The organism is Streptomyces sp. NPDC012935 (assembly GCF_042900345.1).
GTDB lineage: Bacteria > Actinomycetota > Actinomycetes > Streptomycetales > Streptomycetaceae > Streptomyces.
On the sequence record NZ_JBIBBC010000004.1, the window covers coordinates 1 to 14,234 of the forward strand.

A 14,234-nucleotide genomic window follows, 5' to 3' on the forward strand; every position below is an offset into this window, starting at 1 on the left:
GCGAGACCGGGGCCGGGACGCCAGGCCGGACGCGAGACCGGGGCCGGGACGCCAGGCCGGACGCGAGACCGGGGCCGGGACGCCAGGCCGGACGCGAGACCGGGGCCGGGACGCCAGGCCGGACGCGAGGCCGGGGCCGGGACGCCAGGCCGGACGCCAGGCCGGGGCCGGGACGCCAGGCCGGCGGCATCGCTGCGAGGCTGGTTTCGCCAAAGAGTTCGGGACTACGGGCCCGATGGCGGCTGCAGGCCGTGCATGGCTGGTCGCGCAGTTCCCCGCGCCCCTGAGGGGGCTGCAGCACCGGCATGGCAGCCGCTCCCTAGCCGACGTACACCCGCATCGTCCCGTCCTCCAAAGCCTCGACCCGCACCTCGCGCAAGTCCGGGACCAGCGCATCCGGTCCGTGGAACCCGGCACGGGGCCCCACCCCGACGACCCGCATCCCCGCGGCGCGCCCCGCCTCGATCCCCGCGCCCGAGTCCTCGAAGACGATGCAGTCCTGCGGCGCGATCCCGAGCTCGGCGGCGCCCTTCAGGAAGCCCTCCGGATCGGGCTTGCTGGCGCCCACCGACTCCGCGGTGACCCGCACGTCCGGCTGCTCCAGCCCGGCGGCAGCCATCCGCGCCGTGGAGAGCGGCACATCGGCAGACGTCACGAGCGCATGCGGAAGCCCCCGCAGGGAGGCCAGGAACTCCGGCGCCCCGGGAATCGGCACCACGCCCGCCACGTCCGCCGTCTCCTCGGCGAGCATGCGGGCGTTGTCGGCGTGGTTCTGCTCCATCGGCCGGTCGGGCAGCAGCAGGGCCATCGAGGCGTACCCCTGCCGCCCGTGGACGACCTTCATCACCTCGTCGCCGTCCAGCCCGTTGCGCTCGGCCCAGCGACGCCAGATCCGTTCCACGACGGCGTCGGAGTTCACGAGGGTGCCGTCCATGTCGAGCAGGAGGGCACGGGCGGTGAGCACGGTGGGCGTGGTGGGCGTGGTGGTGGCCGACATCGGCAGCTCCAGGGCGAGGGGCGCGGGGAACAGGGGTGGCCCCCGGAGGGACAAGGTGGTCCCCGGAGGGACAAGGTGGTCCCGCCCGCCGGTCAGGGAAAACAGGCGGGAACCACTTTGTTCCCCCACGGTACAAAACGTGACCCCCTCCGCGCCACCGCCTCCGTGAACCATTCACCGACAGTTCAGCCGGCGATCGCCTCCCACAGGCTCCACAGGCCCAGCCCGAGCATCAGCAGCGCCGCCACCTTGGTGATCAGCTTCAGCGGCACGCGCCGCATCAGGGCCTTCCCGCCGACGATGCCGATCGCCGCCACGCTCCACAGCGCCAGCACCGCACCGATCCCGACCGACAGCGGATCGTCGTAGCGGGCGGCCAGGTTCGCCGTCATGATCTGCGTCAGATCACCGAACTCGGCGACCAGGATGAGCATGAACCCGGCGCCGGACACCTTCCAGAAGGACTGGTTCTCCGGCTTGCGGACCTCCGTCTCGTCCTCGTCCTTCTTCATCAGCAGCACCGCGGCGCCACCGAGGAAGAGCACACCGGTGAGCGCCTGCACGAGCTGGTGCGGCAGCAGCGTCAGTACACTGCCGGCCGCCACGGCCAGCGCGACATGCACGGCGAACGCGGCGGCGACGCCGGCGAAGACGTACGAGGCGCGGTAGCGGGTGCCGAGGACGAGCCCGGCGAGCGCGGTCTTGTCGGGCAGTTCGGCGAGGAAGACGACGCCGAAGACGACCGCCGTCACGGTAAAGCTGATCAAGGTTCCTCAATCGGTCGGGCTGCCCCACCGAGAGCACTGTCACTGCGCTGCGACACCTCGGCACGGCAGCACACTCGGCACCCGTACCGAACGGCACGGGCGTGCACTGCTTGCCGAAGGTCTCGCTGGCCGACCTCGGATACGAGGTCCGCCTCCGGGCGCCGGCTCAGACGAGCTGAGCAGTATGTCGACGGTCCGGCGAAGAGCTACTCCCCTTCTGCGCCGCCCATCCTACGCGAGGCCGCTCACCGATTCAGAGAAAGAAAGTCCGGCACTCAACCTTGTCGTGTCATGAACGCGTCACTAACTTCTCACTCAACGCACACCTCCCCGAAATGTGGCGCGGCGAGCATTCCTTCGCTCGCACGCCAACACCCCCACCTCCCAAGGGAGTTAGCATGTCGAAGTTCTACGCGCGTCGACGGGTCAGCATACTCGCGGCCCTCAGCGGCCTCATAGCCTCCGTCGCGCTTTTCAACGCTCCGACCGCCTCTGCCGCGCTCCCCACCCCCGTCAGCGGCGCCACCGCCCGCAGCTACCTCGCCCAGCTCACCGTGGCCACCGAGGACCGCACCGGCTACGACCGCGACCTCTTCCCGCACTGGATCACCCAGTCCGGCGCCTGCAACACCCGTGAGACCGTCCTCAAGCGCGACGGCTCGGGCGTCGTCACCGACTCCTCCTGCGCCGCCACCAGCGGCAGCTGGTACTCCCCCTACGACGGCGCCACCTGGACCGCCGCCTCCGACGTCGACATCGACCACCTGGTCCCGCTGGCCGAGGCCTGGGACTCCGGCGCCGACAGCTGGACCACCTCGCGGCGCCAGTCCTTCGCCAACGACCTGACCCGCCCGCAGCTGATCGCCGTCACCGACAACGTCAACCAGGCCAAGGGCGACCAGGACCCGGCCACCTGGATGCCGTCGCGCACGGCCTACCGCTGCACCTACGTGCGCGCCTGGGTGCAGGTGAAGTACTACTACGGCCTGTCGGTCGACTCGGCCGAGAAGTCCGCCCTGACGAACTACCTCGCCGGCTGCTGACGGAGCACTGAGGCAGCACCGACGCGGTACCGCCGGAGTTCGGCAAACCGTGATCTGCGGAACCTCCCCGTTCCCCTCCGTCGTTCCGTACCGTACGGGGCGACGGAGGAGGGCGATCACGTGGCCGAACTGCAGCTTGGTCCACTGCTGAGGTACGCCGACGGCTCGTCCGCGACCGTGTGGGTCGAGGCGAGCCGTCCGTGCACGGCCGAGGTGCGCGGCGTGGACGGCGCACACGGCGCGTCCCACACCTTCCAGGTCGCAGGCCATCACTACGCCCTGATCCCGGTGACGGGCCTCACGCCCGGCACAGCGCAGTCCTACGAGGTCCTCCTCGACGGCGCCCGGGTGTGGCCGCTGCCCGACTCCCCCTTCCCGCCCTCCCTCATCCGCACCCCCGCCGACGGCGACCCCGTCCGCCTCGCCTTCGGCTCCTGCCGCTGGGCCGCGCCGCCCGCCGGTGAGCCGGACCCGGTCGGACCGGACGCCCTGGACACGCTGGCCGCGCGGATCGCCGCCGAGCCGGACGGTGAGCGGCCGGATGTGCTGGTGCTGCTGGGCGACCAGGTGTACGCCGACGAGACCTCCAAGGCGACCAGTCGCTGGCTGGCCGCGCGCCGCGACCTGAGCGAGCCGCCGGGCGACGAGGTCGCGGACTACGAGGAGTACACCCGGCTGTACTACGAGTCCTGGCTCGACCCCGAGGTGCGCTGGCTGCTGTCCACCGTGCCCAGCTGCATGATCTTCGACGACCACGACGTCATCGACGACTGGAACACCTCGGCCGCCTGGCTCGCCGACATGCGGGAGACGAGCTGGTGGCGTGAGCGGCTGCTCAGCGGTCTGATGTCGTACTGGGTCCATCAGCACCTCGGAAACCTGTCGCCGCACGAGCTGGCCACCGACCCGCTCTACGCCGCCGTACGCGAAACCGCCGACGGCACCGACCTGTTGCGTTCCTTCGCCTGCAAGGCGGACGCCGATCCTGCCTCCGTCCGCTGGAGCTACCGGCGCGACTTCGGCCGCGTCCGGCTGCTGATGGTGGACACCCGGGCGGCTCGTGTCCTCGACGAGGGTGCGCGCTCCATGCTCAATCCGGGCGAGGCGCGGTGGCTGCGGGAGCAGGCGCTCGACGACCGCGGTTCGTACGACCACCTCCTCATCGGTACGTCCCTGCCGTGGCTGCTCCCGCACCTGGTGCACGACGCCGAGGCGTGGAACGCCTCGCTGTGCCGGGGCGAGCGCGGCGAGCGCTGGGCGCGCTTCGGGGAGGATCTGCGGCGGCGGGCCGATCTGGAGCACTGGGCGGCCTTCCCGTCGTCCTTCGACGCGCTGACGGAGCTGATCGCCGAGGCGGGGTCGGGGGCACAGGCGCCGGCGACGGTGTGCGTGCTGTCGGGCGACGTGCACCACGCGTACGTCGCCGAGCCGACCTGGCCGGACGGCCGCGGGCCCGAAGCCCGTGTCCTGCAGCTGACCTGCTCGCCCGTGCACAACGCCATCCATGCGGCGATCCGGCTCGGCTTCCGCTTCGGCTGGAGCGGTGCGGGCCGCTGGCTCGGACGGAGGTTCGCGGGCCACGGCGGTTGTCCCCAGCCGCCGATCGACTGGCGCCGGACGGGCGGGCCCTGGTTCGGCAACCAGCTCATGACGCTGACCCTGCGGGGGCGTTCGGCCCGGCTGCGGCTGGAGCAGGCGCGGGCGGTGCGTGGGGCGGCGGGGGCCGAGGGTGCCGGGGCACCGGCGGGGGCGCAGGGTGCGCGGGCACGACTGCGGACGGTCTCGGAGTCCGAACTCGCCCCTTGAACAGCCGGTTTCACCGCATAGGGACCCTCACGTGACGTGACGCACGTGATGTTCGTGATGCATCCCACACTCACCCGCCCCAAGGCGCGGTTCACCCCGCTCCCGACGGCATGATGAGCCGGACCGTCCGCTTCCACCCGGCGGTTCGCTCCAATGCGCCCCACACGCCCGGGAGTCACCCTTTTGTCCGCACCGCCCTCCGCGCCGACCCCGGACTCCCCGACGGTCTCCGTCGCCCTGGTCGGCGCCGGCCCCCGCGGCACCAGCGTCCTGGAACGCCTGTGCGCCTCCGCTCCCGAACTCCTTTTGCCCGGGGCGCGTCTCACGGTCCATGTGATCGACCCGGCACCGCCCGGCCCGGGGCGGGTCTGGCGCACCGCCCAGTCGCCCGAGCTGCTGATGAACACGGTGTCCTCGCAGGTCACGCTGTTCACCGACGAGAGCGTGGACTGCTCGGGCCCGATCCGGCCCGGCCCAAGCCTGTACGACTGGGCGGCCGGCGCACTGGGCCCGGACGAGTACCCGACCCGCGCCCACTACGGCCGGTACCTGGAGTGGGTGTTCGCGACGGTCGTCCGCGAGGCGCCACCCACGGTGCACATCGAGACGTACGCGACCCGTGCCGTACGTCTCGACGACGCCCCTGACGGCAGCCAGGCCCTCACCCTCGACGACGGCCGTGTACTGGCCGGCCTGTCCGCCGTGGTCCTCGCCCAGGGGCACCTGCCGACGGCCGCCGACGCAACCCAGCACCACCTCGCCGGGTACGCCGAACGCCACGGCCTGCACTACGTGCCGCCCGCGAACCCGGCCGACGTCGACCTGTCCTGCGTATCGCCCGGCGAACCGGTGCTGTTGCGCGGGCTGGGCCTCAACTTCTTCGATCACATGGCCCTGTTGACGACAGGCCGTGGCGGCAGCTTCGTCCACGCCGAGGGTGGCCGGGGTCTGCGCTACGTCTCTTCCGGCAACGAGCCGCGCCTGTACGCCGGTTCGCGGCGCGGCATCCCGTACCAGGCACGCGGCGACAACGCGAAGGGGGCGTACGGCCGCCACCTCCCGCTCGTCCTGACGCCCGACGTGATCGCCGGCTTCCGCAAGCGGGCGGACTCGGGCGAGGCGCCGGACTTCCTCGCGGAGATATGGCCGCTGGTGGCGAAGGAGGTGGAGACCGTGTACTACGCGGCGCTGATAACGGAGACGCGGCAGCGGGCGGCCTTCACCGAACGCTTCCTCTCCGTCCCGCACCGAGACCCCCAGGAGGCTTTGCTGCTCGACGAGTTCGGCGTCCCGGAGCGTGAGCGCTGGAGCTGGGACCGGGTGTCCAGGCCGTACGCGGGATGCGGCTTCGCGGATCCTGGGCAGTGGCGCGACTGGCTGCTGGCGTATCTGCACGAGGACGCGGCCCAGGCCGCGCGGGGCAATGTGCACGGCCCGCTGAAGTCGGCCCTCGACGTGCTGCGCGACCTGCGCAACGAACTGCGGCTCGTCGTCGACCACGGCGGCCTCACCGGCACCTCCCGCCGGGACCACCTGGACCGCTGGTACACCCCGCTCAACGCCTTCCTCTCCATCGGCCCACCTCGGCGGCGCGTGGAGGAGCTGGCGGCCCTGATCGAGGCGGGTGTGGTGGAAGTGCTCGGCCCGCGGCTGGAGGTGCGGGAGGAGCAGGGTGCGTGGCTGGCGCACTCCCCCGAGGTGCCGGGCTCGGCGGTGCGGGTGACGACCCTCGTCGAGGCGCGGCTGCCGGAACCGGACCTGCGCCGCAGCGCCGACGAACTGCTGGCGCGGCTGCTGAAGACCGGGCAGTGCCGACCGCACGCCGTCGATGGTTACGAAACGGGTGGACTGGACGTAACAGAGCGGCCGTACTGTCTGATTGACCGTCAGGGCCGCGCGCACGAACGGCGGTTCGCGTTCGGGGTGCCCACGGAGGGCGTGCACTGGGTGACGGCGGCCGGGGCGCGGCCGGGTGTGGATTCGGTCACTCTTTCGGACGCGGATGCGGTGGCGAGAGCGGTGCTACGTGCGGCTGCTCCTGGGCCTGGAGGGGACGCCGAGGCTGCGGGATGGCCGAATGTTGAACTTGCAAGTGTTGATTAGGTCAACCTAACGTGGGGCCTACCGATCAGTATCCGTCCCCACACCGTCCGTCCCTCATCGGACCGGTAGACCTCAGACCGAGGGAGTCCCCCACATGACCGGACGCCTCAACCGCGCCCAGCCTTATGCCATCGGCCTGTTCCGCATCGTCGTCGGCCTGCTCTTCTCCTGCCACGGCGCCATGTCCCTCTTCGGCGCCTTCGGCGGCGTCGACGGCAAGGGCGGCACCGCCGCGACGGGCGCCTGGCCCAACTGGTACGCGGCCGTCATCGAGCTCGTCGGCGGCAGCCTGGTCCTGCTCGGCCTCGGCACCCGCATAGCCGCGTTGATCGCCTCCGGCGCCATGGCCTACGCGTACTTCAAGGTCCACCAGCCCGAGGGGCTGTGGCCCATCGAGAACAGCGGCGAGGGTGCCGCGATGTACTGCTGGGCCATGTTCCTGCTGATCTTCACCGGCTCCGGCGCTTTCGGCCTGGACCGCCTGTTCGCCAAGCGCTCCGGCACGCAGCGCAGGACGGCGCCGGACCAGACGCCGGTCACGGCCTGACAGCCCGACGGCCCGACGGTCACCGCTCGCGCGCTACGGCGCCTGCCCCGCGGCTCACGCGGCAGGCGCCGTCCGCTTCAGGCGCCGTCCGCTTCAGGCGCCGTCCGCTTCAGGCGCCGTTCGCTTCGGCCGCTCGGCTGCGATATCCGCTTCGCCGCAGCCGTGTGAACATGCTGTGCCGAACACACGCGCCCCCGATGAACCTCCCGTCACAGCCCCGGCGTACGCTGTATGGCTGTCATAGGCCGCCCCTGCCGCTCCCCCGCGACGTCGCGGCACGGTCTGGCCACGGGGGGAAACACGGGGAGTTGCGGTGCTCGAGGGTCTCGAGGACGTGGGTTCGCTGACAGCGAGCCCTTGGATCTATGCGGTGGTGGGCCTGTCGGTCCTGCTGGACGTGTTCGTACCGGTGCTGCCCAGCGGCGTGCTGGTGATCACGGCGGCGACGGCGGCGGCCGCCGGTTCGGGGGCGGCGACCGGCCAGGTCCCCGGCGAGGTCCCCGACATCCTGGCCCTGACGCTCTGCGCGGCGACGGCCTCCGTCCTTGGCGACCTGGTCGCCTACCGCCTCGCCTGGCGCGGCGGCGCCCGCCTCGACCGGGCGATCGCCCGCTCCAGCCGCCTGACATCGGCGCAGGAACGTCTCGGCACAGCCCTCGCCCGAGGCGGCGGCGCCCTGGTGGTACTGGCCCGCTTCGCCCCCGCCGGCCGCTCGGTCGTCTCGTTCGGCGCCGGCGCCACCCACCGCAGCCCGCGCGACTTCCTCCCCTGGTCCGCCCTGGCCGGCCTCGCCTGGGCCGTCTACAGCGTGGCCCTCGGCTACTTCGGCGCCCAGTGGCTGGGCGCGACGTGGCTGGCGACGGCGGTGTCGGTGGGGGCGCTGTTCGGTGCGGGAGCGGTGGCGACGTACCTGGTGCGGCGCAGGCCGGCGTAGAACTCCTTGACGTTGAGTGGCCACATGGGCACAGCACGTGCACGATGGATCCCACACAACTGGGGCAAACACCGCCTACTAGGTCGTCCACTTCGATTCAGGCCGATATCGATGTAGACATCAATCAGGTCGCTCGACCGGTTCGCGTCCGACTCGCCCCGCCGCCGCGAGGAAAGAGACCCCTGGCATGGCTGCCCGCGCACCGAAGGCGACGAGACCCTCCCGGCGCGCCCGCGTGCGCACCGCCTGGCCGGACTGCTCGTCGCGGCCACGGGTGCCGCGACGCTGGTCTCGTGCGGTGGGGACGACGGCGGCGGCGACGGCGCCGCCTCCCCCAGGCCGACCCCCACGCCCCCCGATACGGCCTCGTTCTCCGGCACGGCCGCCACCGCCCTCTCCTCGCTCGAGGCGTCCGCCCGCGAGCGGGCCTCCGCCGCAGCCTCCTCCGCCTCCGCCCGCGCCTCGGAGTTCGAGGCATCCGTGTCGGCGGAGATCATACGGGCCAACCAGGCCGCCCAGCGGGAACTCGAGGACGTCGACGGCCGCGGTAACGCCACCGCGGACGTGTCCCTCACCGGAAAGCCGCGCGCCGATACGGGCGGTCTGATGGCCGTCGTCGTGAACATCACCAACCGCACCGACGAGACCGCGTCCTACGCGGTGCAGGTCGACTTCCGCGACCCCGAGGGCGAGGTCGCCGAGACCCGGTTCGTCGGCGCGGAGGACCTCGAACCCGGCGAGAGGGCGCAGCCGCTCGCCATCAGCCGCAAGCCTCCCGAGCCACGCCTGACGGCCGAGATCGCCAAGGCACAGCGGTACTGACGCTCACGCTCACCCCCCGGGGTCCGCCAGGAGGAACCGATCCTCGCAGCCGAGCTGATCCAAACGAACAGGGCCTAGCTCGCCCGGCGGGCGGCCTGTCCCCGGATCTCCAGGCCGGCCAGCAGGTCGGCCGTGGCTTCGGCGATCACATCGACGGCACGGTCGAAGACCTCCTGGTTGTGCGCGGCGGGGGCGCGGAAGCCGGAGACCTTGCGGACGTACTGCAGGGCGGCGGCGCGGATGTCTTCATCCGTCGCCTCCTCGGGCAACGCGGGCGGACGAAGTGTCTTGATGCTGCGGCACATGTCCAACAGTCTCCCTCGGACAGGGCCCTCTCTGCCATGATCACGTCCGAGGCGGCCACCACTGAGGGGCCGACCGACGAGAGGAGCCGCATGACGGCGCATCGCACGACGGCGAACGACCGACTCACGGTGGCGATACTGGGCCCGGGCGGCATAGGCGGCCTGCTCGCCGCGCTGCTGTCCAGGGCCGGGCACCGTGTCATCTGCCTGGCCGGCGACGAAACGGCCAAGGCGCTGCGTACGACCGGAATCCAGGTCCGCAGCGGCCGTTTCGGGGACTTCACGGCTCAGGTGGAGGCGGACACCGAACTCGGTGAACCCGTCGACGCCTGCCTGATCACGGTCAAGGCCACCGCCCTTGCCGCGGCCCTGGCCCGCGCCCCGCGCACAGCGCTCGGCGACGCCCTGATCGTCCCCTTCCTGAACGGCGTCGAACACCCGGAGACCCTCCGCGCCCACTACCGCCCGGACCGCGTCGCCCCCGCCGTCATCCGCGTCGAGTCGACCCGCGTGGCGCCCGGGAAGATCGAGCACACGAGCCCCTTCGCGGAGATCGACCTGACGGGCGACGCCGTCCCCCGCGACCGCCTCGAAGCCCTCGCGCACGCTCTGGACGCGGCCGGCCCCACCACCCGCGTCCTCCCGGACGAGACGGCGGCCCTCTGGGCGAAGATGTCCTTCCTGGCCCCGTTCGCCCTCCTCACCACCCGCCACGCCCTCCCCCTCGGCGACGTACGCACGCACCACCGCGAGGAGTTGACGTCCCTGGTCGAGGAGACGGCAGCCGTCAGCCGCGCCTGCGGCGGCCCCGCCGACCCGACCGCGGCCCTCGCGCGCTACGACGCCTTCCCGCCCGCCACCAAGTCGTCCATGCAACGCGACGCCGAGGCCGGCCGGCCCCTCGAACTGGACGCGATCGGCGGAGCGTTGCTCCGAGCCGCCGAACGCCACGCGGTACCGGCACCCGCAACAGCGCGCCTGGTCGGCGAGTTGAGGGACGCGGGCCACTAGTCACCGCACACCCGTTGTGAACTGAGCGCTCTGGTCGACCAGTTCGGCCGACCAGAGCGCTCAGAGACATTGCCGGCCGGTCAGCCGGCGGCGAGGAACTCGAGCGTGTCGATCACGCGGTTCGAGAACCCCCACTCGTTGTCGTACCACGCGACCACCTTGACGTGGCGGCCGTCGACGCGGGTGAGGGCCGAGTCGAAGATCGACGAGGCGGGGTTGCCCACGATGTCGGAGGAGACGAGCGGGTCCTCCGAGTACTCCAGAACGCCGGCGAGCGGCCCCTGGGCCGCGGCGCGGTACGCCGCCAGCACGTCGTCGCGCGTCACGTCGCGGGCGACGGTCGTGTTGAGTTCGACGATCGAGCCCACCGGCACCGGTACGCGGATCGAGTCACCCGACAGCTTGCCGTCGAGGTTCGGCAGCACCAGGCCGATCGCCTTGGCGGCGCCGGTCGTGGTCGGCACGATGTTGACGCCGGCGGCCCGGGCGCGACGGGCGTCGCGGTGCGGACCGTCCTGCAGGTTCTGCTCCTGCGTGTAGGCGTGCACCGTGGTCATGAACCCGTGCTCGATACCGGCGAGTTCGTCGAGCACCTTGGCCAGCGGCGCGAGCGCGTTGGTGGTGCAGGACGCGTTCGAGACGATCGTGTGCAGGTCCGGGTCGTACGCGTCGGTGTTGACGCCGTACGCGAGCGTGACGTCGGCGCCGTCCGACGGCGCGCTGACGAGCACCTTCCTCGCGCCCGCGTCGAGGTGGCCCCGGGCGGCCTTGGCCGAGGTGAAGCGGCCGGTGGCTTCCAGGACGATGTCGACGCCGAGTTCGGCCCACGGCAGCTGCGCCGGCTCACGCTCGGCCAGCACCCTGATCCGGCGTCCGTCGACGACGAGGGCGCCCCCGTCGACGGTCACCGGGCGCCCGAGCCGGCCGGCCGTGCTGTCGTAGGCGAGCAGCCGGGCGAGAGTGGCGGGCTCCGTCAGGTCGTTGACGGCGACGATCTCGAGGGTGCTGTCGCGCTCCAGCAGGGCGCGCAGCACATTGCGTCCGATGCGGCCGAATCCGTTGATGGCGATGCGAGTCATGAGTGATGTCCCTTCCGTTCGCCACCAGGGTCGCCCGCGGCTCGCGCCGCTGACAGTGGCGGGATCGCCATGGTTCAAAAGGATCCCGCCACCCGCCACACCCCGCCCCCGCCCCCGCCCGCCACGCGGTGCCGGGCGGGTCACTCGCCCCGGGTGAAGGTGCGCCGGTACTCGCTCGGTGTGGTGCCGAGGATGCGCTGGAAGTGCAGGCGCAGGTTCGCGCCGGTGCCGAGCCCGATGTCGGCGGCGATCTGTTCGACGCTGCGCTGTGAGCGCTCGAGCAGTTCGCGGGCCAGATCGATGCGGGCGCGCATCACCCACTGCATCGGCGTGTAGCCGGTCTCCTCGACGAAGCGCCGGGAGAACGTGCGCGGCGAGACCTCGGCCTGGCGCGCCAGTGTGTCGAGGGTGAGGGGCTCGCCGAGCCGGTGCAGCGCCCACTCGCGGGTGGCGGCGAACCGCTCGCCGAGTGGCTCGGGGACACTGCGCGGCACGTACTGGGCCTGGCCGCCGCTTCGGTAGGGGGCGGCAACCAGACGCCGGGCGGCGTGGTTGGACGCGGCCACCCCGAGGTCGCCGCGCAGGATGTGCAGGCACAGATCGATGCCGGAGGCGGCACCGGCCGAGGTGAGCACGCTGCCCTCGTCGACGAACAGCACGTTCTCGTCGACCTGGACGAGCGGGTGCCTGGACATGAGGGCCCGCGTGTAGTGCCAGTGCGTCGTGGCGCGCCGGCCGTCGAGCAGGCCCGTGGCGGCGAGCGCGAAGGCGCCCGTCGAGATGGCGGCGAGCCGCGCGCCCCGTGCGTGGGCGGCGATCAGCGCGTCGACGACGGCCTGCGGCGGGTCGTCGCGGTCCGGGAACCGGTAGCCGGGGACGAAGACGATGTCGGCCCAGGCGAGCGCGTCGAGGCCGTGAGCGACGTAGTACGCGAGGCCGTCGCCGCCCGCCACGAGACCGGGTGTCGCCCCGCACACCCGCACCTCGTACGGCATGCTCGCGCGGGTCGTGAACACCTGCGCGGGAATCCCGACATCGAGCGGCTTCGCACCCTCGAGCACGAGGACGGCGACGCGACGCAGGGGTGAGGCTGACACAGGAAGAGGTTACGTGGGGCGTGACTTCGACACGCCCCTTGCGTGGGCCGGGCGAACGGTGCTGCGTGGGCCGGGCGAACGGTGCTGCGTGGCCAACTCACGCGCTCCGGCACACCCGTTCGCATGAACCCCCCGAAGACGCTCGCCACCCAAAATCGAACAGGCGTAGCATTGGGCTGTGGCTACGTCCTATGACTTTCCGAGTGACCTTCTCGCCGGTCAGGAGGAGCTGCATCAGGTCCGGGCCGAGCTGTCGGCCCTCCTGAAGCGGCTTCCCTGGTCGGTCGTACCCCTGGACGGCTTCAGCGACGACAGCGGCTGGCGCAGGGTCGAGCGCCCCGCCTCCCCCGGCTGGACCCAGGACGAGCAGGCCGAGGTGGAGAAGCTCCGGCAGCGCGAGCGCGAACTGGCGGTCTTCGTCAGCGGCCACCGCTTCTGGTCGGAAATCACCGGGGCAGAGCGCGTGGACGCGCGCACCAGGCTGAAGCACGCCCAAGCGCGGTCGGCCGACGAGCACTGAAACGCAGAGGACCCCGACCACGAAGGCCGGGGTCCTCTACCGCGGTGGGCGCGGACGGTTTCGAACCGCCGACATCCTGCTTGTAAGGCAGGCGCTCTACCCCTGAGCTACGCACCCGAGAACGAGTCGACAGCCTACCTTGCCAGGGGCCATGCCCCGCAAACCCGTATCGGGGCCGCCCGGGGAGGCGGGAAGACCGGGAAGACCCGGCCGACCGGGACGACCGGGAAGACCGGGAAGACCCTGGGGTTATCCCCACCACCGATCCGGGAGCGGCCCGGATCCCGCGGCAGGGCCCGGCTCCGTACGGTCGAAGCATCACCGCAACCCTGGGCCGTCAAGGTCGGCCTCAGGGAAGTCCCGAGGAAGTCCAGGGGGAGATCGTCATGGCCCGTACCGTTCCCGTCCGCGCTGTCGTAGTTGCCGGGGCCGTCGTGGCGCTTCTCGGTGGGGTCACCGCCTGTGGGGCGTCCGCCGGGGACGACAAGGAGCCTGAGCGGCGGTCCTTCGCGTTGGAGGGGCGGACGCTGACCATCGACTCCGACGATTCCGCGTTGGAGATCGTCGCCGCCGACAAGAACAAGGCCGGCGCCGTGGAGGTGACCCGGTGGTTCCAGGGGTCGGTCGCGATCGGGTCGGATCCGAAGGTGACGTGGGCGATGGAGGACGACCGGCTCGTACTGCGGGAGAAGTGCTCGGGCATGATCGCGAACTGCTCGACCAAGCACCGTATCGAGGTGCCGCGCGGCGTCACCGTGAAGGTCGAGGACGGGGACGGGAGCGTGCGGGCGCGGGGGTTCCGGGATGCGTTGAGCGTTCGTACGGGGGACGGGTCCGTGCGTGTCACCGACTCCAGTGGGCCGCTGGACCTGAGGACGGGAGACGGGTCGGTGCGGGTCTCCGACGTGTCCTCGCGGCAGGTCAAGGCGCAGACCGGTGACGGCTCGGTCAAACTCGAACTCGGCACCGTGCCGGACCTGGTGGAGACCCGCAGCGGCGACGGTTCGGTGACGATCGAGCTGCCTCGGGCCACGTACCGCGTGTCCACCGAGACCGGTGACGGCGCGGTGGATGTGTCCGTGCCCCGGGACAACACCAGCTCCCATGTCGTCTCCGCCCGCACCGGCGACGGAAAAGTCACTGTCCGAACCGCGAACTAACCGGCCCGTGTGTTCGTCCTAAACCGGTGGGAGAATGACACCG

The 14,234-nt window shown here is 71.7% G+C and carries 14 protein-coding genes and 1 tRNA gene; 9 read left to right on the forward strand and 6 right to left on the reverse strand.

What is annotated here, in order from left to right; all coding sequences use genetic code 11:
- Positions 1 to 319: 319 nt before the first annotated feature.
- Both ACFY5C_RS11830 and ACFY5C_RS11835 read right to left on the reverse strand, forming a co-directional pair.
- Entirely contained in the window at positions 320 to 997 is a 678-nt protein-coding gene (locus ACFY5C_RS11830) for an HAD family hydrolase (protein WP_389443398.1), read from the reverse strand.
- A gap of 185 nt (positions 998 to 1,182) precedes the next feature.
- On the reverse strand, positions 1,183 to 1,764 hold the full coding sequence (locus ACFY5C_RS11835) for a TMEM165/GDT1 family protein (protein ID WP_389443400.1): 582 nt from the start codon (positions 1,762 to 1,764) through the stop codon (positions 1,183 to 1,185).
- A gap of 398 nt (positions 1,765 to 2,162) precedes the next feature.
- Here ACFY5C_RS11835 and ACFY5C_RS11840 point away from each other — a divergent pair, with 398 nt between their 5' ends.
- The 6 genes from ACFY5C_RS11840 (at position 2,163) to ACFY5C_RS11865 (ending at position 9,019) form a co-directional block, all read left to right on the forward strand.
- Positions 2,163 to 2,807, forward strand: a complete 645-nt coding sequence (locus ACFY5C_RS11840; RefSeq protein ID WP_389443401.1) for an HNH endonuclease family protein — start codon at positions 2,163 to 2,165, stop codon at positions 2,805 to 2,807.
- 120 nt (positions 2,808 to 2,927) lie between these two features.
- The gene (locus tag ACFY5C_RS11845) at positions 2,928 to 4,613 is read left to right on the forward strand and encodes an alkaline phosphatase D family protein (protein WP_389443403.1); all 1,686 of its coding nucleotides are present in this window, start codon (positions 2,928 to 2,930) and stop codon (positions 4,611 to 4,613) included.
- 153 nt (positions 4,614 to 4,766) lie between these two features.
- Positions 4,767 to 6,716, forward strand: a complete 1,950-nt coding sequence (locus tag ACFY5C_RS11850; RefSeq protein ID WP_389443405.1) for an FAD/NAD(P)-binding protein — start codon at positions 4,767 to 4,769, stop codon at positions 6,714 to 6,716.
- 94 nt (positions 6,717 to 6,810) lie between these two features.
- Positions 6,811 to 7,263, forward strand: coding sequence for a DoxX family protein (locus ACFY5C_RS11855; protein ID WP_389443407.1), 453 nt, complete (start codon positions 6,811 to 6,813; stop codon positions 7,261 to 7,263).
- A gap of 313 nt (positions 7,264 to 7,576) precedes the next feature.
- Positions 7,577 to 8,197 carry a DedA family protein gene (locus ACFY5C_RS11860; protein WP_389443409.1) on the forward strand — a complete coding sequence of 207 codons (621 nt, stop codon included), beginning with the start codon at positions 7,577 to 7,579 and terminating at the stop codon, positions 8,195 to 8,197.
- A gap of 480 nt (positions 8,198 to 8,677) precedes the next feature.
- A complete protein-coding gene (locus ACFY5C_RS11865; protein WP_389443411.1) occupies positions 8,678 to 9,019 on the forward strand; it encodes a hypothetical protein in 342 nt (113 codons plus the stop codon).
- Positions 9,020 to 9,093: 74 nt separating this feature from the next.
- On the opposite strand, the gene ACFY5C_RS11870 is transcribed toward ACFY5C_RS11865, so the two are convergent.
- Entirely contained in the window at positions 9,094 to 9,324 is a 231-nt protein-coding gene (locus tag ACFY5C_RS11870) for a DUF2277 domain-containing protein (RefSeq protein WP_389443413.1), read from the reverse strand.
- 90 nt (positions 9,325 to 9,414) lie between these two features.
- Between ACFY5C_RS11870 and ACFY5C_RS11875 the strand changes: the two genes are divergently transcribed.
- Complete coding sequence (locus ACFY5C_RS11875; protein WP_389443415.1) at positions 9,415 to 10,335, forward strand: ketopantoate reductase family protein; 921 nt, start codon at positions 9,415 to 9,417, stop codon at positions 10,333 to 10,335.
- Between the two features lie 80 nt (positions 10,336 to 10,415).
- On the opposite strand, the gene gap is transcribed toward ACFY5C_RS11875, so the two are convergent.
- Entirely contained in the window at positions 10,416 to 11,414 is a 999-nt protein-coding gene (gap, locus tag ACFY5C_RS11880; RefSeq protein WP_389443417.1) for a type I glyceraldehyde-3-phosphate dehydrogenase, read from the reverse strand.
- 140 nt (positions 11,415 to 11,554) lie between these two features.
- Positions 11,555 to 12,511: a GlxA family transcriptional regulator gene (locus ACFY5C_RS11885; protein WP_389443419.1), complete on the reverse strand. Its 957-nt coding sequence runs from the start codon at positions 12,509 to 12,511 to the stop codon at positions 11,555 to 11,557.
- Between the two features lie 178 nt (positions 12,512 to 12,689).
- Here ACFY5C_RS11885 and ACFY5C_RS11890 point away from each other — a divergent pair, with 178 nt between their 5' ends.
- Positions 12,690 to 13,031: a hypothetical protein gene (locus tag ACFY5C_RS11890; protein WP_389443421.1), complete on the forward strand. Its 342-nt coding sequence runs from the start codon at positions 12,690 to 12,692 to the stop codon at positions 13,029 to 13,031.
- A gap of 45 nt (positions 13,032 to 13,076) precedes the next feature.
- Here the strand turns inward: ACFY5C_RS11890 and ACFY5C_RS11895 are convergent.
- Positions 13,077 to 13,148, reverse strand: a tRNA-Val gene (locus tag ACFY5C_RS11895).
- A 269-nt stretch (positions 13,149 to 13,417) separates the two neighbouring features.
- On the opposite strand from ACFY5C_RS11895, the gene ACFY5C_RS11900 reads away from it, so the two are divergent.
- Complete coding sequence (locus ACFY5C_RS11900) at positions 13,418 to 14,191, forward strand: DUF4097 family beta strand repeat-containing protein (protein WP_389443423.1); 774 nt, start codon at positions 13,418 to 13,420, stop codon at positions 14,189 to 14,191.
- The last annotated feature ends 43 nt before the right edge of the window (positions 14,192 to 14,234 follow it).

Coding starts and splice junctions, on each gene's coding strand:
- ACFY5C_RS11900 (WP_389443423.1), top strand. CDS start 13,418: ATGGCCCGTACCGTTCCCGTCCGCGCTGTCGTAGTTGCCGGGGCCGTC.
- gap (WP_389443417.1), bottom strand. CDS start 11,414: ATGACTCGCATCGCCATCAACGGATTCGGCCGCATCGGACGCAATGTG.
- ACFY5C_RS11870 (WP_389443413.1), bottom strand. CDS start 9,324: ATGTGCCGCAGCATCAAGACACTTCGTCCGCCCGCGTTGCCCGAGGAG.
- ACFY5C_RS11875 (WP_389443415.1), top strand. CDS start 9,415: ATGACGGCGCATCGCACGACGGCGAACGACCGACTCACGGTGGCGATA.
- ACFY5C_RS11840 (WP_389443401.1), top strand. CDS start 2,163: ATGTCGAAGTTCTACGCGCGTCGACGGGTCAGCATACTCGCGGCCCTC.
- ACFY5C_RS11855 (WP_389443407.1), top strand. CDS start 6,811: ATGACCGGACGCCTCAACCGCGCCCAGCCTTATGCCATCGGCCTGTTC.
- ACFY5C_RS11830 (WP_389443398.1), bottom strand. CDS start 997: ATGTCGGCCACCACCACGCCCACCACGCCCACCGTGCTCACCGCCCGT.
- ACFY5C_RS11850 (WP_389443405.1), top strand. CDS start 4,767: ATGCGCCCCACACGCCCGGGAGTCACCCTTTTGTCCGCACCGCCCTCC.